Origin of the sequence: Streptomyces sp. AM 4-1-1 (genome assembly GCF_029167625.1) — a bacterium.
Taxonomy (GTDB): domain Bacteria; phylum Actinomycetota; class Actinomycetes; order Streptomycetales; family Streptomycetaceae; genus Streptomyces.
On the sequence record NZ_CP119145.1, the window covers coordinates 5,478,622 to 5,498,095 of the forward strand.

The 19,474-nt window shown below is 71.1% G+C and carries 18 protein-coding genes; 10 read left to right on the forward strand and 8 right to left on the reverse strand.

The features are described from left to right. Positions 1–179: 179 nt before the first annotated feature. Genes PZB75_RS23315 through PZB75_RS23325 form a run of 3 tightly spaced genes read right to left on the reverse strand, consistent with a single transcriptional unit; the run spans position 180 to position 3,051 of the window. The gene (locus tag PZB75_RS23315) at positions 180–1,118 is read right to left on the reverse strand and encodes a maleylpyruvate isomerase family mycothiol-dependent enzyme (RefSeq protein ID WP_275537247.1); all 939 of its coding nucleotides are present in this window, start codon (positions 1,116–1,118) and stop codon (positions 180–182) included. After that, the gene (locus PZB75_RS23320; RefSeq protein ID WP_275537248.1) at positions 1,115–1,972 is read right to left on the reverse strand and encodes a fumarylacetoacetate hydrolase family protein; all 858 of its coding nucleotides are present in this window, start codon (positions 1,970–1,972) and stop codon (positions 1,115–1,117) included. Before PZB75_RS23320 ends, PZB75_RS23315 begins: the two co-directional genes overlap by 4 nt. After that, positions 1,969–3,051, reverse strand: a complete 1,083-nt coding sequence (locus PZB75_RS23325; RefSeq protein WP_275538834.1) for a cupin domain-containing protein — start codon at positions 3,049–3,051, stop codon at positions 1,969–1,971. The genes PZB75_RS23320 and PZB75_RS23325 overlap by 4 nt, the downstream gene beginning before the upstream one ends. Positions 3,052–3,267: 216 nt before the next feature. Between PZB75_RS23325 and PZB75_RS23330 the strand changes: the two genes are divergently transcribed. Together PZB75_RS23330 and PZB75_RS23335 are read left to right on the forward strand one after the other, a co-directional pair. Beyond that, positions 3,268–4,065, forward strand: a complete 798-nt coding sequence (locus PZB75_RS23330) for an IclR family transcriptional regulator (protein ID WP_275537249.1) — start codon at positions 3,268–3,270, stop codon at positions 4,063–4,065. 273 nt (positions 4,066–4,338) lie between these two features. Further along, positions 4,339–5,340 carry an AraC family transcriptional regulator gene (locus PZB75_RS23335; protein WP_275537250.1) on the forward strand — a complete coding sequence of 334 codons (1,002 nt, stop codon included), beginning with the start codon at positions 4,339–4,341 and terminating at the stop codon, positions 5,338–5,340. Positions 5,341–5,557: 217 nt separating this feature from the next. Here PZB75_RS23335 and PZB75_RS23340 read toward each other — a convergent pair whose 3' ends face one another. The 5 genes from PZB75_RS23340 to PZB75_RS23360 form a co-directional block, all read right to left on the reverse strand. Beyond that, complete coding sequence (locus PZB75_RS23340; protein WP_275537251.1) at positions 5,558–7,033, reverse strand: aldehyde dehydrogenase family protein; 1,476 nt, start codon at positions 7,031–7,033, stop codon at positions 5,558–5,560. A gap of 158 nt (positions 7,034–7,191) precedes the next feature. Beyond that, on the reverse strand, positions 7,192–7,710 hold the full coding sequence (locus tag PZB75_RS23345; protein WP_275537252.1) for an NADPH-dependent FMN reductase: 519 nt from the start codon (positions 7,708–7,710) through the stop codon (positions 7,192–7,194). A 41-nt stretch (positions 7,711–7,751) separates the two neighbouring features. After that, positions 7,752–8,258 carry a flavin reductase family protein gene (locus tag PZB75_RS23350; protein ID WP_275537253.1) on the reverse strand — a complete coding sequence of 169 codons (507 nt, stop codon included), beginning with the start codon at positions 8,256–8,258 and terminating at the stop codon, positions 7,752–7,754. Positions 8,259–8,287: 29 nt separating this feature from the next. Then, positions 8,288–9,430 (reverse strand): LLM class flavin-dependent oxidoreductase, encoded by a 1,143-nt coding sequence (locus PZB75_RS23355; RefSeq protein WP_275537254.1) that lies wholly within the window; start codon positions 9,428–9,430, stop codon positions 8,288–8,290. Positions 9,431–9,730: 300 nt separating this feature from the next. Then, the gene (locus PZB75_RS23360) at positions 9,731–10,066 is read right to left on the reverse strand and encodes a DUF427 domain-containing protein (protein WP_275537255.1); all 336 of its coding nucleotides are present in this window, start codon (positions 10,064–10,066) and stop codon (positions 9,731–9,733) included. A 134-nt stretch (positions 10,067–10,200) separates the two neighbouring features. Between PZB75_RS23360 and PZB75_RS23365 the strand changes: the two genes are divergently transcribed. From PZB75_RS23365 to PZB75_RS23400, 8 genes are all read left to right on the forward strand, one after another. Beyond that, the gene (locus PZB75_RS23365) at positions 10,201–10,740 is read left to right on the forward strand and encodes a TIGR00730 family Rossman fold protein (protein ID WP_275537256.1); all 540 of its coding nucleotides are present in this window, start codon (positions 10,201–10,203) and stop codon (positions 10,738–10,740) included. Positions 10,741–10,821: 81 nt separating this feature from the next. Beyond that, positions 10,822–11,511: an SDR family oxidoreductase gene (locus PZB75_RS23370; RefSeq protein WP_275537257.1), complete on the forward strand. Its 690-nt coding sequence runs from the start codon at positions 10,822–10,824 to the stop codon at positions 11,509–11,511. A gap of 24 nt (positions 11,512–11,535) precedes the next feature. Further along, the gene (locus PZB75_RS23375; protein WP_275537258.1) at positions 11,536–12,561 is read left to right on the forward strand and encodes a methionine synthase; all 1,026 of its coding nucleotides are present in this window, start codon (positions 11,536–11,538) and stop codon (positions 12,559–12,561) included. A gap of 22 nt (positions 12,562–12,583) precedes the next feature. Then, on the forward strand, positions 12,584–14,800 hold the full coding sequence (gene ligA / locus PZB75_RS23380; RefSeq protein ID WP_275537259.1) for an NAD-dependent DNA ligase LigA: 2,217 nt from the start codon (positions 12,584–12,586) through the stop codon (positions 14,798–14,800). 236 nt (positions 14,801–15,036) lie between these two features. Next, positions 15,037–17,184 carry a bifunctional diguanylate cyclase/phosphodiesterase gene (locus PZB75_RS23385; RefSeq protein WP_275537260.1) on the forward strand — a complete coding sequence of 716 codons (2,148 nt, stop codon included), beginning with the start codon at positions 15,037–15,039 and terminating at the stop codon, positions 17,182–17,184. Between the two features lie 245 nt (positions 17,185–17,429). Next, positions 17,430–17,726, forward strand: a complete 297-nt coding sequence (gatC, locus tag PZB75_RS23390) for an Asp-tRNA(Asn)/Glu-tRNA(Gln) amidotransferase subunit GatC (RefSeq protein ID WP_014048481.1) — start codon at positions 17,430–17,432, stop codon at positions 17,724–17,726. Positions 17,727–17,732: 6 nt separating this feature from the next. Beyond that, positions 17,733–19,238 carry an Asp-tRNA(Asn)/Glu-tRNA(Gln) amidotransferase subunit GatA gene (gatA, locus tag PZB75_RS23395; RefSeq protein WP_275537261.1) on the forward strand — a complete coding sequence of 502 codons (1,506 nt, stop codon included), beginning with the start codon at positions 17,733–17,735 and terminating at the stop codon, positions 19,236–19,238. Beyond that, complete coding sequence (locus PZB75_RS23400; protein WP_275537262.1) at positions 19,235–19,474, forward strand: hypothetical protein; 240 nt, start codon at positions 19,235–19,237, stop codon at positions 19,472–19,474. The genes gatA and PZB75_RS23400 overlap by 4 nt, the downstream gene beginning before the upstream one ends.

A 19,474-nucleotide genomic window follows, 5' to 3' on the forward strand; every position in this document is an offset into this window, starting at 1 on the left:
GCGTGGTGACCGGCCGCTTCCCGGCGGCCTCCGGCCACGCCGGGCAGGCCGCCCGGACACGCCACCGCCCCCGGGACGCGGTCGTCCGGGGGCGGTCCTCCGGGGGACGGTCCCGAAGGCGTGCGGCGGCGGTCCGGGCCGTCGCCGGTCCGGACCAGCGCGCGTCGGGCCGTCGCCGGTCAGAACCAGCGCGGGACGACCGGGAGGCCGCCGGAGTCGCTGGTCACCCCGTGCGCCCCGCGGCCGGTGAGCCAGCGGACCAGAGCGCTCGGGGCGCCCGTGACCGTGGGGCCGCCGGTGCCGACGACGACCCGTTCCGCGCCCGGGGGAGCGAGGGTGAGGTCCACGCGTTCCCCGCGTCGCTCCCAGGCCCGCAGGACGTCGGCGAGCAGCGCGTCGATGAGGTCGGGCGGGAAGTCGCGCACGCTCGCGCCGCCGTCCAGGTCGACGGCGTGCGTCCACACCTCACGGGCGCGCATCCAGGCCGTCTCCCGCGCGGGCACCACACGCCCCTGCGCGGTACGGACCCGCGCGTCCCACGCCGGGCCCGGCAGATCGCGCCACTCGACGTCGAGGTGGGCGGCGCTGTGGACGAACAGGCTCCGCAGGGCGTGGGCCGGGAGGGTGGCGCCCCGCAGGATCTCGGCGTCGCGCTGTTCCGGGGAGGCGTACATGGGCGTCTCGGTCCCCGTGCCCGCCCACTCCACGAGCCGGCTCAGCGCGCGGGCGTTGTACCCGACGTGGGCGACGACGTGGCGGCGGGTCCAGCCGGGCAGCAGGGACGGGCCGTCCAGCTGGGAGTCGGTCAGGTCGTCGAGACATCGGGTGATGTACGCGGTGCCGAGCCGCGCCCAGGCCAGTTCCCGGGCGGGGGCCTGCGGGGAGTCGTACCGGGCGCCGGGGCCCTGGCGTTCCCGCAGGGCCGCCCGGGCGTCCTGGAGCGTGCCGCCCGTGCCCGTGCCGCTGACGCCGGCGTTGGTCGCGTCCGTGCCGGTCGTGCCCGTACCGTTTCCGCCGGCGTTGGTCGCGTCCGTGCCGGTCGTGCCCGTACCGTTTCCGCCCGCGTTGGTCGCGTCCGTGCCGGTCGTGCCCGTACCGCTGCCGCCCGCGTCGCTCATGCCCGCGCCGCTTCGTCCGGTTCGTTGACGGCGACGTTCACCAGTTCGCCTATGCCGTCGATGCCGGTGGTCAGGGTCTGGCCGGCCCGGAGGTAGCGAGGCGGCTTGCGGGCGTGTCCGACCCCGCCGGGCGTGCCGGTGGCGATCACGTCCCCGGGCAGCAGGGTGAAGATCGTGGAGATGTAGCGCACCAGCTCGGGGGGGCCGAAGACGAGGTCGTCGATCGGTGTGCTCTGGAGTTCCTCGCCGTCCAGCCCGGTCGTCATCACCGTCCCCGGGGCCAGTTCGTCCGGTGTGATCATGACCGGTCCGAAGGGGGTGCTGTTCTCCCAGGTCTTGCCCTGGAACCACTGCGTGGTGCGGTACTGGTGGTCACGCATGGTGATGTCGTTGAGCACCGAGTACCCGGCGATCGCGGCCTCGGCCTCCTCGGCGGACGCGCGGCGCACCCGCCGGCCGATGACGACGGCGAGTTCGCCCTCCCAGTCGACGTTGTCGGACTCGGGCGGCAGCAGGATCTCGTCCCGGGCCCCGATCAGGGCCTCGGGGTACTTGGCGAACAGGGTGGGGTACTCGGGCAGTTCGCGGCCCATCTCCAGGATGTGGTTGCGGTAGTTGAGCCCGACGCAGACGATCTTGCCGGGGCGCGGGACGACCGGTGCGAGGTCCGCGGCGGCGAAGTCGTGCCGGGGACCGTCGGCCTCGGCCGCCCGGCCCAGGCCGTCGGCCCGCAGAAGTGCGCCGACATCGCCGAATCCGGTCTCCACGGCGGTCGTGCCCTCGACACGGACGGCGGCGGTCGCTCCGTCCGGACGTCGTGTCGCTCCGCCCAGACGTATGGTCGCGAGCCTCATCGCTGGTCTCCTTCACTGTGCGTGCGCTCGAAGTGCGTACGGTCGAAGTGCAGACGCTCCATGACCGGAGCGTCCGAGAATCGGAACAGGTCGAACTGCTCGTCGGCCCGCAGGGTCCAGGACACCCACGACGGCACCACGAACAGGTCGCCCTTGGTCAGCTGGTGCTCCTGGCCGTTCAGCACCGCCCGGCCGCTGCCCTCGAACACCTGGAAGACGCTGGAGCCGACCTCCCGCCGGACGGGGAGTTCGGTGCCCGCCCGGAGCCGGTGGAACTCGGCCCGGATCGTGGGCATCACATCGCCGCCGGTCGTGGGGTTGGTGTAGCGGACGGCGGCGTGGCCCTGTTCGACGGTGGCGGGATGGCCCTCCTCTTCGAGCAGGAGCTGCTGGGTCAGTGCCGCGTCGGTGTGTTCCCACCGGTAGGCGCCGATCGGCGACGAGACGGTGTCGCGCAGCCCGGAGAGCGGGCGCAGCCCCGGGTGGCACCAGAGGCGTTCACTCCGGGAGAAGTCCGGAGTGGCGCGGTCGGTGACGCGCTCGCTGCCGAACTCGAAGAACCCCGCATCGACGTAGTGGGTGAGCGGGATGTCGAGACCGTCGATCCACGCCATCGGCCGGTCGGTCTCGTTGTGGTGCCCGTGGAACCGCCAGCCCGGGGTCAGCAGGAAGTCACCGCGGGACATCCGGACGGGGTCGCCGTCGACGACCGTCCACACGCCCTCCCCCTCGACGACGAAGCGGAACGCGTTCTGGGCGTGCCGGTGCTCGGGCGCGGCCTCCTTCGGGCCCAGGTACTGGATCGCCGCCCACAGGGTCGGGCTGATGTACGGGCGGCCGGGAAGCCCGGGGTTGGCCAGCGCGATCGCCCGGCGCTCGCCGCCCCGTCCGACCGGGACCAGGTCTCCGGCACGCCTGGCCAGCGGATGGAGCGTGGACCAGCGCCACACATGGGCGACGGCCGCGGGCCGGGGGTGCGTCGGCATCAGGTCGTCGATCCGGGTCCAGAGCGGGATCAGGTTCTCGGCCTCGAAGTCCTCGTAGAGCCGGGTGAGTTCGGGGCTGTCGCCCTGTGTCATCCGGTTGACGACCGATCCGTGACCGGTCGGAGGCTGTTCCTGGGCTGTCATCGTGACCCCTCCTCTTCAGGCGCGCCCGTACGGCGCGTGTGAGCCTCGTCGTTCCGCCTCGGGCGTCCGCGCGGCCTCAGCGGCAGGGCCGCGGGCTCCCGCCCTGACATGGAAGACGATAGGCACACCTTTGCGTATGACGCAAAGAATCCCTACTATTATTCTGTGGAGCAGAATACGAACTCATATCGCGTCGAAGCGGTGGACCGCGCGCTGGTCCTGCTGACGCTGCTGGCCGAGCGCGGCCGGCTGAGCGTGACCGAGGCGGGGCGGGAGCTGGGAGTGGCGCCGTCCACGGCGCACCGGCTGCTGGCCACGCTGTGTCACCGGGGCTTCGCCGTGCGCGGCGACGACAGGGTGTACCGGCCGGGCCACCACGCCCTCCCGGCGGGGACACGCACCGCGCCGCCGCTGCCGGACCGGATGCGCCCGCACCTGGAGAGCCTTTACGGGGCCGTGAACGAGACGGTCCACCTCATGGTGCGCACCGGCACCGAGGTGCTGTTCCTCGACGGGATCGAGGGTGTCCGGTCGCTGCGCGTGGGCCTGCGCGTCGGTGTGCGCATGCCCGCGTACCGCACGTCCGGCGGCAAGGCCATGCTCGCCGATCTGGAGCCGGGCGCCGTCGACGCGCTGCACTCGGGCGGACTGCCCCCGTCACCCGGACTGCCGCCCCCGCCCAGCGAGAAGATCCGCGACCTGCCCGCGCTGCGCCGCGAACTCGAAACCGTCCGCCGTGAGGGCTTCGGTTTCAACCAGGACGAGAGTGAGCCCGGGGTGACCGCCATCGGTGCCTCCGTCGGTGTCGTCGACGGACACCACGTGGCCCTCGCCGTCGCTCTTCCCTCGGTCCGTGCCGAGTCGGGCGGGGTCGACGCGTTGTCCGCACGGCTGCTGCGGAGCTGCCGGGACGCCCGTCGGGAGGTCGGTGCGGCCGACCGCGCGCGGCGGGACGGCCGCTAGCGGTGCGACGGTCGTCGGCGGAGTACGGCCGGACGGTTGTCGGCGGAGTCCCGGGTGCGGAGTATCGGGACGGTCGTCGCCGGAGTACGCGGACAAGAAGGGATCGATTCGTGCTATTAGAACGTTGTACCCCATAACGGCCGTCGGTACGTCGGCCGACATCACCTGAGGAGTCGCCCCCACAGCGCCGGGCGAGCGACCACACGCACAGGAGTGACCACAACGAGTCCGCCTGCCGGATGCTGATCGTCTGCCCGGGGAGTTTTGATGGCCGTGTCATTCTCAAGATCTTCCGAACCGCTCCAGCAGCACGGCCGGCTCCGCACGGGCGATGTGGACCTCGCCCAGCAGGTCGTGGCCGAGGTGTACGAGCCGCACACGCTGACCCCGGTCGACAGGAACGGCCTCGACGCCCGCCTGAACGCCGTCCAGCTCGGCGGTGTGACCCTCGGATACCTCACCTACGGCACCGAGGCGCACATCGCGCTCCCGGCGAGCGAGCACTGGTACCACATCAACATCACGCTCGCGGGCAGCAGCCTGGTCACGCGCGAGAACGGCGACCGGGGGACGACCCGGGGCATGGCGCACGCGGCGATGCTGCTGCCCCACCGCGCCCAGACGATCGCCTGGGCGGCGGATGCCGCGCAGTTCGCCCTCAAGATCCCCCGGGCCGATCTGGAGGGGCACCTCGCCGCCCTGACCCGCTCGCAGGTCACGGGCCCCATCGACTTCGACCTCGTGATCGAACTGGACTCCCGGGCCGGCAAGGGCCTGTTGCGCTGCATCGAATTCGTCAGGACGGAATGGGACGAGGACGGGGTCCTCGCGCGGAACGCGGACTCCCGCCGCCAGCTCGAATCCATGCTTCTGACGAATCTCCTGGTGGCGGCTGCCGGGCCGCATCAGGCGCTGCTCCAGCGGACCGACGGGACCCTCAGGTCGAGCACGCTGAAGAGCGCCCTCGACTACATCCACGACCACGCCGGGGAACTCCCGACGCCGACCGATGTGGCCACGGCGACCGGGGTGAGCGCGCGCACCCTGCAACTGCACTTCCTCAACAACCTGGGCTGCACCCCTTCGCAGTATCTGCGCGACATCAGGCTGCGCGGGGTCCGCGACGAGCTGCTGTACCCGCGCTCGGCCGAGACGACGGTCACCGACGTGGCCTCGGCGTACGGCTTCCACAACCTGGGACGGTTCTCCTCGCTGTACAGGTCGGTGTACGCGGAATCCCCGTCGGAGACGCTGCGCAGGACCAGGAGTTCCTGAGCCGCCGGGCACGGAACGGCGCGACCGCCGGCCTTCGGGCGGGTACGCGGGCGCCTGGGTCCCACGCGGTGCGGTCCCGGAGGCGTGCCGGGACCACCCGTACCGCCGGCCGGGACCGTCGGGAGCCCCCGTACCGGGCCCGTCGCTCGCGGCCATGGTGGAAGCGGGCCCGTACCGCGCGGACCCGCTTCCACCACCGAGGCTCACGGCGCCGGGTTCACACCACCTGGACGATGTGCTTGTACTCCTGGAACTCCGTCAGCGCCCGGTTGCCGTTCAGCCGGCCGAGACCGCTCTGCTTGCAGCCGCCCTCCTCGAACTGGTCGAGCACGACGGCCCAGCCGTTCGTCCACACCGTTCCCGCCTCCAGCGCGTCGGCGAGGCGCAGTCCGCGTGCTCCGTCGGCGGTCCACACCGACGCCGCGAGGCCGTACCGCGTGGCGTTGGCCTTGCGTACCGCCTCCTCCTCCGACGCGAAGGTCTCGAACGTGGCGACCGGACCGAAGAGTTCCCTCTGTACGAGGGGCGAGTCGGTGTCCCGCACACCGAGCAGCGCCGGACGGTAGTACGCCCCGTGGGCCAGGCCCTCGTCGTCGGGACGGCCGCCCGCCACGATGACCTCGGCGTCGCCGAGCGATTCCTCGATCAGCGCCTCCAGCCTGTCCCGGCTCGCGACGTCGATCAGCGGACCCATCTGCGAATCGGGGGCGTCGCCCGGTCCGACCTTGACCCCGCTCAGGGCCTCGGCGAGCCTCGCCCGCACCTCGTCGGCCACCGACGCCTGTACGAGAACCCGGCTGCCTGTCATGCAGAACTGGCCGCTGAACGTGGTGATCCCGGCGGCGATCGTCCCCACGGCCGCGTCGAGGTCCGCGTCCTCGAAGACGATCATGGGTGTCTTGCCGCCCAGTTCGAGGGAGAGCCGCTTCAGGGTCGGACCGGCGTCCGCCATGATCCGCCGACCGACGTCGGTGCTGCCCGTGTAGCTCAGGGCGGCCACATCGGGCGAGGAGACCAGCAGCTTGGCACCCACGCTGCCGGACTCGTTGAACACATTGAGCACACCGGCGGGCAACGAGGGGCAGTCCGTGAGGAGTTCGGTGAGCCGGGTGTTGACCAGGGCCGTCTGCGCGGCCATCTTCATCACCACCGTGCAGCCGGCCGCGAGTGCCGGGGCGAAGGACCGCACGGACAGCACCACCGGGGAGTTCCACGGGACGATGACACCCGCCACACCCACCGGCTCCGCCAGCAGGATGGAGTAGACACCCGGGCGCACCCGGCCGCCGCTCCCCGAGTCGGTGAGGGCCTGCGCGGCGTAGTACCGCAGCTTCGACGGTGTCAGGCTCAGCTCGAAGCGCGCCTCGGGAAGGATCTTGCCGTTCTCCCGGGCGAGCAGGTGCGCGAGCTCGTCGGTCGCGGCCTCGACACGGTCGGCCATCTCGCTGAGCACCTGGGCACGCAACTGGCGGTCGGTCCGCCACTGGTGGGTCGCGAAGGTGTCCTTGGCGATCCTGATGGCGTCCTGGACCTGCGCCTCCTCCACCTCGTAGTAGGTGCCGAGCGTCCGCCCGTCCGCGGGCGAGACGGAGACGCCTGTCGTGGCAGAGGTGACCCACTGCCCGCCGATGTGGTGCCGGGCGGGTCCTGTCTCCTGGCCGAGGGGCTTGCTTTCCGCGACGTTGGTGGTCACGACGTTCCTTCCTGCTCACTGCTCGTTGGGCGAAAGCTGGGGTGAGGGCCTGCGGAGGCCCGGGTGAAGGCTGCTCGGGCGGAGGCTTGGGCGAGGGCGGTTTCTGGGCGGTGCCGGCGGTGCCGGCGGACCGGTGACGCGACGCGTCACCGGCCGCCTCAGCCGGCGGCCCTCTTCGCGTACCGGACCGTCAGTGGGTCGGGACCGAACCGCCGACCGCCCAGACACTCCGAGAGCGTCAGCACCTGATCGGCGAATTCGCCCAGGGCGGCGAGGACTTCGGCGTCCACCTCGTCCGTGCGGAAGGCCGAGTCCACGAAGAAGGCGCTGTTCGGTGCGGTGACCGCGCCGAACCAGCCGAGGATGTCGCGGAGATGGCGTTCGGCCGACAGGAAGTGGTGCGGCGCCGCCGCGACGGTGAGAATCCCCACCGGCTTCGAGCGCAGCGACTCGTTCGGCAGCATGTCGATCAGGAGCTTGAGGGTTCCCGTGATCGATCCGCGATAGACCGGTGAGGCCACGACGACGGCGTCGGCCTCGCCGATCAGCCTCACCGCGTCCTCGTCCCAGGTGGCCACCACCGGACCGATCGGTTCCCGGGGCCCGATCCGCTCCACGCTCCAGCCGGGGTGACGGTCGCGGACGCCGTTCTCGACCAGCCCGAGAGCACGTGCCATCCTCCCGGGCGGTGTGGGACTTCCGTAGACGGTTGCGAGTCTCATCCGATCGCTGCTTCCCTCATGTCGAATTCGAGGTACCTGCCCCGGTGGAACAGCAGTGGGGCGCCCGCCGTACCGGTTTCCAGTCCGGTGACGGCGGCCACCACGACGGTGTGGTCACCGGCGTCGATCTCGTCGGTGACGGAACATTCGATCCATGCCAGAGCGCCGCTGATGAGGGGCAACCCGGCCGGGGACGGCCGCCATTCGGTGCCGGCGAACCTGTCGATACCCGAACGCGCGAACCGGTCGCCGATCGACCGCTGATCCGCGGCCAGCACACTGACCGCGAACCGCCCCGATCTCCGGATGCCCGGCCAGGTCGCCGACTCCTTCCGCACGCACACCAGCACCAGGGGCGGGTCCAAGGAGAGCGCGGAGAACGATTGGCAGGTGAATCCGGCAGGACCTCCGCGGTCGATCGAGGTCACCACGGTGACCCCGGTGCAGAAATGGCCGAGCACGGTCCTGTAGTTCCGCACGTCCGCGCCGGAAGAGTTCGTCATTCCCAGACCTCCCTGATCCCCTGTCGTTCTCAGCCCCGCAGGCCCGCTTCCCTCATCAGGGGGAGAACGCGCTCGCCGAAGTATTCGAGCTCCTGCACGTAATCGAGGAAGCCGATCATCATGCCGTCGACACCCGCCTGGGAAAGACCGGCCAACTGCTCGACGATCTGCTCCGGCGTGCCGATCAGCGGATATCCGCCGTAGCCGAGGATGAACCGCTCCTGGAGGGCCTTGATCCGGTCGAACGAACCGCTCTCGCTCCCGAGCCCGCCCGAGACCATCTTGGCCACCTCCCAGTCCCCCTTTTCGAGGATGTGGTCGAGGAGAGCCTTCGTCTCCTTCTCGGTGTCACGGCAGATGATGTTGCCGTAGCCGAGAATTCCCAGGTCCCGCTTGTGGGAATGAGCGATGGAACGCACCCGGGCAGCGGTCTCCTTCGCCTCGGCCGGATCGGCGAAGGCGATGAAGTTGAAGTCGCATTCGCGTGCGCAGAATTCCAGCCCGTCCGGCGAGTTGCCGGCGTTCACCAGCACGGGGTACGGCTGCTGAATCGGCTTGGGGTCGGAGAAGGCGTCCTTGATGTCGAAGAACTCACCGTGGAAGTTGACGCCCTCGCCCTCGGTCCACATGCGCTTGGCGATGGTGATCCACTCGGAGCCGTAGCGGTAGCGCGCGTCGTGCTCGCGCTGCGTTCCGCCGAACATTTCCATTTCCGCCTTGTACCAGCCCATGGTCATGTTGAGGCCGAAGCGTCCGTTGGAGATGTGGTCGACCGTGACCGATTCCTTCGCCGCGACGATGGGGTTCTTGGTCGGTACGTGGGTGGTGGAGAACACCATGATGTTCTCGGTCGCCTGGGCGAGACCGGCCGCCCAGGTGTGGGTCTCGAAGTTCGAGCCGTTGAAATTGGTCTCGCCGCCCATGCCCCGGTATCTGGCGACCGGGAGCATCGCCTCGAAACCGAGCCTGTCAGCGATCTGCGCGATCTGCTGGGTGTGCTGCCACGAGAGCTCGTACGACGACTCGGCGTGGGTCGCCATCAGCCCGTGACTGCAGTTCGAGCCGAATATTCCCAGCTTCATCCTGTTGTCGTTGAACATGGGGACACCGCTGGCACTGCGCGCCGCGACGAGTTCGTCGTAGGAAAGTCCGGGAGCGGTTCGGGCGTTCATGTCGTCTCCTGTTTTCGTGGCCGCGACACCATCTGGCGGCAGGGTTCGAAACACGTGACGACAAAGTAGGCAGGAACGTGTGGAAGGGGCTATCCACAATACGAATGCACGGAGGCCGACAAACGAAACACCGGGAAACGGTCATGGCACGGGACGGCGCGGGGCGTCGCGCGGGCGACCGGCCGGGGGAGCGGGGGGCCGGGGAAGGCGCGCGGGACCGGGCGTGGGGCGGGCGAATGGGCGAGGGGCGAGGGTGCGTGATGTGCCGGGGCGGCGGGCGGTCCGTCGCCCCGGCGACGGTCAGCCGGTGACCACCTCGGTGTCGTAGAAGCAGTAGTGGTTCTTGATCGCGGCGACCTGCTCCTTCGGCTCCGGATAGGCCCAGACCAGGTCCGCGGCGTCCGGCAGCGACCAGTACGAGGCGTCGCCCTTGAACGGGCAGTGGGTACGCGTGTCCGACGGCGTGAGCAGTTCGGCGCGGACGTCCTCCGGCGGCAGGTAGTACCGCGGCGGACAGCCCGTCTCGCGCAGCACGAGCGGACGGTGGCTCTCGGCGAGCAACTGACCGTCGTGCACCGCGCGGACATGCTCGGTGCCGGGCTCGACGGTGATGCGGTGTCCAGGTGTGGATGTCATACGTGGTCCAGCCGCCCCGGACGCCGGATTCTTCCCGGCCGCCGCCGTACGGGTCACGTCGTCACTGTCGGTGGCACCGCTCAAGGGCTGTCCCGTCCCTGGTGGAGTACGGGACAGCCCTTAGCGTGGACCCCATGAAGATCTGTGTCTTTCTCTCCGCCGCCGACCTCGACGAGCGCTACACCCGGCCCGCCCGTGAATTCGCCGAACTCCTCGGCCGGGGCGGCCACACGCTGGTCTGGGGCGGTTCGGAGAGCGGTCTGATGAAGGTCGTCGCGGACGGGGTGCGGGAGTCCGGCGGCCGGCTCGTCGGCGTATCGGTGGACTTCCTCTCCGCGAAGGCCAGGGCCGACGCCGACGAGATGGTGATCGCGGGGGACCTCGCCGAGCGCAAGGCGCTGCTCCTGGCGAAGGCGGACGCCGTGGTCATCATGGTGGGCGGCACCGGGACGCTCGACGAGGCGACGGAGATCCTGGAGCTGAAGAAGCACGGCAAGCACATCAAGCCGGTCGTCCTGCTCAACACGGCGGGCTTCTACGACGGGCTGCGCCAGCAGTTCCAGCGCATGGAGGAGGAGGGCTTCCTGCCCGTACCCCTGACCGACCTGGTCTTCTTCGCCGAGGACGGCGTGGGCGCCCTCGCCTATCTGGAGGAGTCCCAGGGACTGCGGTGAGCTGCGACGACCCGCGGTGCCCCGCGGGGGCGCGGGCGGGCCGGGGAGGCCGCGACGGACCGCCGGTGCGATCATCGGTCCATGTCCACTCATCTCATCACCGGCGCGGGCTCCGGTATCGGGGCCGCCGTCACCCGCCGCCTGCTGGAGCGGGGCGACGACGTCGTGGCGCTGGCCCGGGACGCGGGCCGTGCCAGGGAACTCACCGCGCTCCACCCCGGCGCGCGGACCCTCGTCGGCGACCTCGGCACCCCCGACCGGCTCTCCTGGGCGTTCGGGCAGCAGACCATGCCGGACCGGATCGACTCCCTCCTGCACGTAGCGGGCGTCGTCGAGCTGGGCCGGATCGGTGAACTCACGCCCCGGGCATGGCACTTCCAGCTCAACACCAATCTGGTCGCCCCCGCCGAGCTGACCCGCCTCCTGCTGCCGCAGCTGCGCATGGCCAAGGGCCACGTCCTCTTCGTGAACTCGGGCGCCGGACTCGACGCACACGCCGAGTGGGGCGCGTACGCCGCGAGCAAGCACGGCCTGAAGGCGCTCGCCGACTCGCTGCGCCACGAGGAACACGCCAACGGCGTCCGGGTGACCTCCGTCTATCCGGGGCGCACCGCGAGCCCGATGCAGGCGAAGGTCCACCAGCAGGAGGGCAAGGAGTACGACGCGGACCGCTGGATGGACCCCGGGTCCGTGGCCACGACGATCCTGATGGCCCTCGACCTGCCGCGCGACGCGGAGGTCAACGACCTGACGGTCCGGCCGGGCCGCTGACCGGCCGCCCCGTAGGCTTCCCGTGTGAGCGAGAAGAGCGGTTTCAGGATGTGCCGGGCGACCGGAATCGGGTCCATGCCGGGGGGAGACGCCCGGGAGGCGTCCAAGACCGTCACCGGTTCCCTGGCGGACGGCGAGGGCATGCCGCATCTGCCCGAACTCCCCGCGCGTGGTCCCGGCGCGGACATGATCGGGCGGACCGTCGGACTGCTCGTCGAGATGTACGGCCATGTCGAGCCGAGCGGCTGGCGGCTCGGTGACCGTCCTGGACGTGACACCCGCCGCGCCCGTTCCTGGCTCGGCGAGGACCTGGACGCCCTGGAGGAGTTCACCCAGGGATACCGGGGCCCGCTCAAGGTCCAGGCCGTCGGCCCGTGGACGCTCGCGGCATCGCTGGAACGACGCGGTGGGGAGGCCGTCCTCGGTGATCCCGGAGCCTGCCGGGACCTGGCGGGCTCGCTCGCCGAAGGGCTGCGCGGGCACCTCGCGGAGGTACGCCGCAGGGTGCCCGGCGCCGAGGTCGTGCTCCAGCTCGACGAACCGTCGCTGACCGCCGTGCTGCTCGGCCGGGTCAGGACGGCCAGCGGCTACCGCACGTACCGGGCCGTGGACCGCCAGGTCGTCGAGGACACCCTGCGCGACGTCATGGCGGCCGACGGCGACGGTCCGGCGGTCGTCCACTCCTGCGCGCCCGACGTGCCGTTCGCCCTGCTGCGCCGGGCCGGGGCCGACGGCATCTCCTTCGACCTCTCACTGCTCACCGAGCGTGAGGAAGAAGCGATCGGGGAAGCCGTCGAGGGCGGCACCCAGCTCCTCCTCGGAGTCGTCCCCGGTGCGGACGCGGCCTCGGACGAATTGTCGGACCCGGGCGGTAGCGTCATGGGGGTCAGGACGTTGTGGCGCAGGTTGGGGCTGAATCCGGGGACTCTCAGCGAGTCCGTGGTGATCACTCCGTCGTGCGGGCTCGCGGGCGCCTCGCCCTCGTACGCCCGCGCCGCGCTCGCCCACTGCGTCCGGGCGGCGAGATCGCTCGCAGACAACCCTGAGTGACGGGCTACGGGAGGACGGGACGATGGCCGGCGAACAGCAGGCGCAGCGGATCGCGGTGCCGACGGAGGCGCAGGCGCTCCACGCGCGCCTCGCCGAAGAGATCGACGAGCACCGCTTCCGGTACTACGTGAAGGACCAACCGGTCGTCAGTGACGCCGAGTTCGACCGGCTGATGCGCTCACTGGAGGGGCTGGAGGACGAGTATCCGCAACTGCGCACGCCGGACTCGCCGACCCAGAAGGTCGCGGGGCCGTACAAGACGGAGTTCACCTCCGTCCAGCACCGCGAGCGGATGCTCTCCCTGGACAACGCCTTCGACGACGCGGAGCTGGCGCTCTGGGCCGAGCGCGTCGCCAAGGACGTCGGCACACCCGGTTACCACTTCCTGTGCGAGCTGAAGATCGACGGCCTCGCCGTCAACCTCACCTACGAGCACGGCCGGCTCACCCGCGCCGCCACCCGGGGCGACGGCCGCGTCGGCGAGGACATCACGCCCAACGTCCGGACGATCGCCGAGATCCCGCACCGGCTGACGGGCGACCGGATTCCGGACCTGGTCGAGATCCGTGGTGAGGTCTTCTTCCCGATGGAGGCGTTCGAAGGGCTGAACGCCCGGCTGGTCGAGGCCGGTGACAAGCCCTTCGCCAACCCGCGCAACGCGGCGGCCGGTTCGCTGCGCCAGAAGGACCCCAAGGTCACCGCGGGACGCCCGCTGCACATGGTGGTGCACGGCATCGGCGCCCGCGAGGGCTTCGACATCGACTGCCTCTCCCACGCCTACGAACTCCTGCGGGAATGGGGCCTGCCCACCGCCCGGCACAACAGGATCGTGGACTCCCTCGACGGTGTACGGGAGTTCATCGCGTACTTCGGCGAGCACCGGCACTCCGTGGAGCACGAGATCGACGGCGTCGTCGTCAAGCTCGACGAGATCCCGCTCCAGGGCCGGCTGGGCTCCACCTCGCGCGCCCCCCGCTGGGCGATCGCCTGGAAGTACGCGCCGGAGGAGGTCAACACCAAGCTGGTCAACATCCGGGTCGGCGTCGGCCGCACCGGCCGGGTCACGCCGTACGCCCAGGTGGAGCCCGTCGAGGTCGCGGGCTCCGAGGTCGAGTTCGCCACCCTGCACAACCAGAACGTGGTGAAGGCGAAGGGCGTCCTGATCGGGGACACCGTGGTCCTCCGCAAGGCGGGCGACGTCATCCCGGAGATCCTCGGCCCGGTCGTCGACCTGCGGGACGGCGGCGAGCGCGAGTTCGAGATGCCGGCCGAGTGCCCGGAATGCGGGACCGCGCTGCGCCCCATGAAGGAGGGCGACATCGATGTCCGCTGCCCCAACGCCCGTTCCTGCCCTGCCCAGTTGCGGGAGCGGATCGCGTACCTCGCGGGCCGCAAATGCCTGGACATCGACCACTTCGGGTATGTCGTCGCCGCCGCCCTCACCAGACCGCTGGAACCCACCGAGCCGCCACTGCGTGACGAGGGCGACCTCTTCGGGCTGACCATCGAGGAACTGCTGCCCATCCGCGCCTATGTGCTGGACCAGGACAGCGGCCTGCCCAAGCGCGATCCGAAGACCGGCGAGGAGAAGGTCGCGACGGTCTTCGCCAACCAGCAGGGCGAGCCGAAGAAGAACGCCCTGGCCATGCTGGAAGCCATCGAGGAGGCCAAGCGGCGCCCGCTGGCCCGCATCCTCACCGGACTGTCGATCCGCCACGTCGGCCCGGTGGCGGCCGCGGAGCTGGCCCGCCAGTTCCGCTCGATCGACCGGATCGACGAGGCGAGCGAACAGGAGCTGGCCGACGCCGACGGGGTCGGGCCCGTCATCGCCGCCTCGGTCAAGCAGTGGTTCGCCGAGGACTGGCACCGCGAGATCCTGCGCAAGTGGCGGGCGGCCGGGGTCCGGACGGAGGACGAGCGCGCGGGCGAGGAGGAGGGACCGCGACCGCTCGAAGGACTCACCGTCGTCGTCACAGGCACGCTTACCGGCCACACCCGCGATGGCGCGAAAGAGGCGTTGCAGAGCAGGGGGGCGAAGGTGACCGGTTCCGTTTCGAAGAAGACCTCCTTCGTCGTCGTCGGCGACAACCCGGGCTCGAAATACGACAAGGCGATGCAGCTGAAAGTTCCGGTTCTGGACGAGGACGGCTTCGCTGTACTGCTCGAACAGGGTTCCGACGCCGCTCGCGAGGCCGCGCTGCCGGCCGGTGAAGAGAGCGGGCAGAACGGCGAAACCTGAGGTGAAGGACGCGGTCGGCGGGCCACCGCCACCCGTCCGGAGCACGGCGGACCCGGGAAAAGGGTTGGTCCTCATTCGGGCAAGAGCTGCAGAGCGGTGCCCTTCGGAGCCTTCGGCGGCCTAGTGTTGATGTGTGCGCCTGCCGTGCACGGCTGCGTGGTGGGAATTGGGTCGTGATGGCATGGGAGCGGGGGCCATCGCGTGACATCGGCACCGCCGGCTGTGAGAGGGACGGAATGAAACCGACCGAGAGCGCCGCTCCGGGGTCACGGCTGCGAGGTTCCGTCGGCCTCACCCGAAAAGTGGGCGCGGCCATCGTGGCGGTCGCCACGGTCCAGCTCGTCATCGGCCTCTGCGACACGGTGCGCGACGGCCGGGCGCTCTTCCCGTCCGGGGCGGTGGGCTGGTCCCTCACCGTGCTCACCGGGATCGTCGTCGGCCATCTCGTCGCGCTCGGCCGCGACCGCTGGTGGGGCGGCACCGGGTCGGGGGCCGCGCTGACCCTGGCCGTACTGCTGCTCTACGGCTGGGTGCCCGCCGGTCTCGTCAGTCTGGTCGTCGTGGTGCTGGTGGGCGTGGCCCGCAGGCACCGCTGGTGGCAGGGCATCCTGCACGGTGCGGTGGACATACTCGGCATCGGGGCGGCGGCGCTGGTCCTCGCCGCGTTCGACGTGGTCCCGACCGTCGAGTCGCCCTGGCGCCCCCGCCACTGGAACGCGGACGCGGTCCCGGAGGTGCTGCTCGCCGCCGCCATGTACCTGCTCGTCACCCGGGCCCTGCTCTGGTACGCCCGCGCACCGCACGCCGGCGGACTGCCGACCATCGCCCGCACGGCGATGCTCCGGCAGGGGCTCGTCGCCGTCGCCCTCCTCGGCATCGCCCCGCTGATCTGCGTCGTCGCACTGGCCCAGCCGGTGCTGCTGCCGCTGTTCGCCGTCCCGCTGATCGCCCTCGACTCGACGCTCTGGATCGCCCGCGCCAGGGCCGAGGAGCAGCTGCGCGACCCGCTCACCGGGCTCCCCAACCGTCAGTGGCTGCTGGAGCGGGCCTGGGCGGCGCTGGAGGAGGCCGAGTCCGTCGGAGTCCGGTCGGCGCTCGTCCTGATCGACCTCGACCGGTTCCGCGCGGTCAACGACACCCTGGGGCATCTGGCGGGTGACCGGCTGCTGTTGCAGATCGCGGACCGGCTGCGGCTGGCGCTGCCGAGGGGAGCGGAGGCAGCCCGGCTCGGCGGCGACGAGTTCGCCGTGCTGCTGCCGACCGCCGACTCCGCCACCAGCGCCCAGCGGGTCGCCCGCCACCTCGTCGCCGAACTCTCCTCCCCGCTCGACCTCGACGGCCTCACGCTGGTCCTTGAGGCGAGCGCGGGCGTCGCCGTCTACCCCGACCACGCGCTGGACGCCGAAGGGCTGCTCCGCCGCGCCGACGTGGCGATGTACCAGGCGAAGCGGGACCGTACCGGGGTCGAGGTGTACGAGTCGAAGCGGGACAGCAACACCCCCGACCGGCTCGGTCTCCTCGGCGATCTGCGGCGCGCCCTGGACGCGGGCGAGGTCGAGCTGCACTACCAGCCGAAGGTCCGGTTCGACGGACAGGTCGCCGGACTCGAAGCGCTGGTGCGCTGGGTGCATCCGGAGCGCGGCCGGGTCCCCCCGGACGAGTTCATCGCCATCGCCGAGTCGTCGGGACTGATGCCGCACCTCACGGAGTACGTCCTGGAGACGGCGCTCGCCCAGGTCGCCCGGTGGCGGGCGAAGGGCCTGTTCGTCCCCGTCGCGGTGAACGTCTCCCCGCGCGACGTCCACACCCCGGGCTTCGCGGGCGCGGTCGCCGCGCGGCTGGCACGGCACGGCGTTCCGGCGGGAGCGCTCCAACTGGAGATAACCGAGCACGTGCTGCTGGAGGACCCGCAGCGCGCCGCCGACACGCTCGCCGCGCTCACCGGCCACGGCGTGAAGATGTCGCTCGACGACTTCGGCACCGGCTACTCCTCTCTGGTGCATCTGCGCAGGCTGCCGGTGAGTGAACTCAAGATCGACCGGTCGTTCGTGGCCCGGCTCGCCATCGACAACGAGGACGCGGAGATCGTCCGTTGCACGGTCGATCTGGCGCACTCCCTGGGGCTGCTGGTCGTCGCGGAGGGCGTGGAGGACGACGAGACGTGGGAGCGGTTGCGCGATCTGCACTGCGACGCGGTGCAGGGCTGGCTGGTCGCGGCGGCGATGCCCCCGCACGAGACCACTGCCTGGCTGTGGGCCCGCGGCGAACACGGCTGGCGCCGCCCCGCCGAGCTGGAGGCCGCGGCCGCCGCGGCGGCCGGTGCGGCGGAACCGGAGCAGCGGCCCTCCGGCCGCACGGTCAACTCGGGCCCCGCCCCGGCCTGACGCGGTCCCGCCCCTGGTCCCGCACGGCCCCGTACCCGCCACCGTGCGTACCGCGAAGCCCGCCCGGGGACCCCGGCGCATGCCCGAAACACCCGGTGTACGCCGAGGGGACGGCGGTGCGTGCCGGAGGTGCCCGGGGCGGGCCGCGCGGTTCCGTGGCGGGTGTTCCGTGGGTGGCGCCCGAGGATTTGGGCGACCCCATAGGATTGGGCCAAAACCGCACACCAACCCCTGAGGATCGCTGCATGCCTGGCATCACGCGCGAGGAGGTCGCCCACCTCGCCCGGCTGGCGCGTCTGGAGCTGAAGGGCGAAGAGCTCGAACACTTCGCCGGACAGCTCGACGACATCATCGGCGCGGTCGCCCGCGTCTCCGAGGTCGCCGACCAAGACGTACCGCCGACCTCCCACCCGCTGCCGCTGACCAATGTCATGCGGGCGGACGAGGTCCGTCCGTCGCTCACCCCCGCGCAGGCGCTCTCCGGCGCCCCGGCCCAGGAGCAGCAGCGTTTCAAGGTGCCGCAGATCCTGGGGGAGGACTAAGAAGTCATGACGGACATCAAGACGGACATCATCAAGCTCACCGCCGCCGGGATCGCCGGGAAGATCGCTTCCGGCGAGCTGACGGCCGTCGAGGTCACCGAGGCCCACCTGGCCCGGATCGAGGCCGTGGACGAGAAGGTCCACGCCTTCCTGCACATCGACCGCGAGGGCGCCCTCGCCCAGGCCCGCGCCGTCGACGCCAAGAGGGCCGCGGGCGAGAAGCTGGGCCCGCTGGCCGGCGTACCGCTCGCGCTGAAGGACATCTTCACCACCCGGGACATGCCGACCACCGTCGGCTCGAAGATCCTCGAAGGCTGGGTCCCGCCGTACGACGCGACCGTCACCCAGCGGCTCAGGGCCGCCGACGTCGTCATCCTCGGCAAGACCAACATGGACGAGTTCGCCATGGGGTCCTCCACCGAGAACAGCGCCTACGGCCCGACCGGCAACCCGTGGGACCTCACCCGCGTCCCCGGCGGCTCCGGCGGCGGCTCCTCGGCGGCCCTGGCCGCGTTCGAGTCCCCGCTCGCCATCGGCACGGACACCGGCGGTTCCATCCGCCAGCCCGCCGCCGTCACCGGCACGGTCGGCGTCAAGCCCACCTACGGCGCGGTCTCCCGCTACGGCATGGTCGCCTTCTCGTCCTCCCTCGACCAGGGCGGCCCCTGCGCCCGCACGGTCCTGGACGCGGCCCTCCTGCACGAGGCCATCGCCGGGCACGACCCGCTCGACTCGACGTCCATCGACGCCCCGGTCCCGCCGGTCGTCGAGGCCGCCCGCAACGGCAGCGTCGAAGGGATGCGCGTCGGCGTCGTCAAGCAGTTCGCGGGCGAGGGCTACCAGGCCGGTGTCGTCCAGCGGTTCGACGAGGCCGTCGAACTGCTCAGGTCGCTCGGCGCCACCGTCGTCGAGCTGGACTGCCCGTCCTTCGACCTGGCCCTGTCGGCGTACTACCTGATCGCCCCGTCCGAGTGCTCCTCGAACCTGGCCCGCTTCGACGCCATGCGGTACGGCCTGCGGGTCGGCGACGACGGCACCCGGTCCGCCGAGGAGGTCACCGCGCTCACCCGCGAGGCCGGCTTCGGCGACGAGGTCAAGCGCCGCGTGATCCTCGGTACCTACGCGCTCAGCTCGGGCTATTACGACGCGTACTACGGTTCGGCGCAGAAGGTCCGCACCCTCATCACCCGGGACTTCGAGAAGGCGTTCGGGCAGGTCGACGTGATCGTCTCGCCGACGACCCCGACCACCGCCTTCCCGATCGGCGAGCGCGCCGACGACCCGATGGCGATGTACCTCGCCGACCTCTGCACCATCCCGACCAACCTCGCCGGGAACTCCGCCATGTCGCTGCCCTGCGGCCTGGCACCGGAGGACGGCCTGCCGGTCGGTCTGCAGATCATCGCCCCCGCCATGAAGGACGACCGGCTGTACAAGGTCGGTGCCGCCGTGGAGGCGGCCTTCGTGGAAAAGTGGGGGCACCCGCTGCTTGAGGAGGCTCCGTCGCTGTGAGCGCACTGACCAAGGCCAAGGGATTCAAGAAGTCCAAGGCCGGTACGTATCTGTCCATCGGCACCACCGCCTTCGGTGCGCTGAGCGTTTTCAAGCAGGCGAAGCTGGCCCGCGAGGAGAACGACACGCTCCGGCTGGTCGACGCCGTCGTCACCGCCGCCGGCATCGCCACCGGAATCGTCCTGCTGCTGCGCGAACTCAAGCGCCTCGGCGACGACGACGTCCTGCTGGGCTGA

Bases quoted from the DNA above. Each gene is read 5' to 3' on its own strand.
- PZB75_RS23350 (WP_275537253.1), bottom strand. From the start codon at position 8,258: ATGACGAACTCTTCCGGCGCGGACGTGCGGAACTACAGGACCGTGCTC.
- PZB75_RS23325 (WP_275538834.1), bottom strand. From the start codon at position 3,051: ATGACACAGGGCGACAGCCCCGAACTCACCCGGCTCTACGAGGACTTC.
- PZB75_RS23355 (WP_275537254.1), bottom strand. From the start codon at position 9,430: ATGAACGCCCGAACCGCTCCCGGACTTTCCTACGACGAACTCGTCGCG.
- PZB75_RS23370 (WP_275537257.1), top strand. From the start codon at position 10,822: ATGTCCACTCATCTCATCACCGGCGCGGGCTCCGGTATCGGGGCCGCC.
- PZB75_RS23315 (WP_275537247.1), bottom strand. From the start codon at position 1,118: ATGAGCGACGCGGGCGGCAGCGGTACGGGCACGACCGGCACGGACGCG.
- ligA (WP_275537259.1), top strand. From the start codon at position 12,584: ATGGCCGGCGAACAGCAGGCGCAGCGGATCGCGGTGCCGACGGAGGCG.
- PZB75_RS23360 (WP_275537255.1), bottom strand. From the start codon at position 10,066: ATGACATCCACACCTGGACACCGCATCACCGTCGAGCCCGGCACCGAG.
- PZB75_RS23320 (WP_275537248.1), bottom strand. From the start codon at position 1,972: ATGAGGCTCGCGACCATACGTCTGGGCGGAGCGACACGACGTCCGGAC.
- gatA (WP_275537261.1), top strand. From the start codon at position 17,733: ATGACGGACATCAAGACGGACATCATCAAGCTCACCGCCGCCGGGATC.
- PZB75_RS23385 (WP_275537260.1), top strand. From the start codon at position 15,037: ATGAAACCGACCGAGAGCGCCGCTCCGGGGTCACGGCTGCGAGGTTCC.
- gatC (WP_014048481.1), top strand. From the start codon at position 17,430: ATGCCTGGCATCACGCGCGAGGAGGTCGCCCACCTCGCCCGGCTGGCG.
- PZB75_RS23345 (WP_275537252.1), bottom strand. From the start codon at position 7,710: ATGGCACGTGCTCTCGGGCTGGTCGAGAACGGCGTCCGCGACCGTCAC.
- PZB75_RS23365 (WP_275537256.1), top strand. From the start codon at position 10,201: ATGAAGATCTGTGTCTTTCTCTCCGCCGCCGACCTCGACGAGCGCTAC.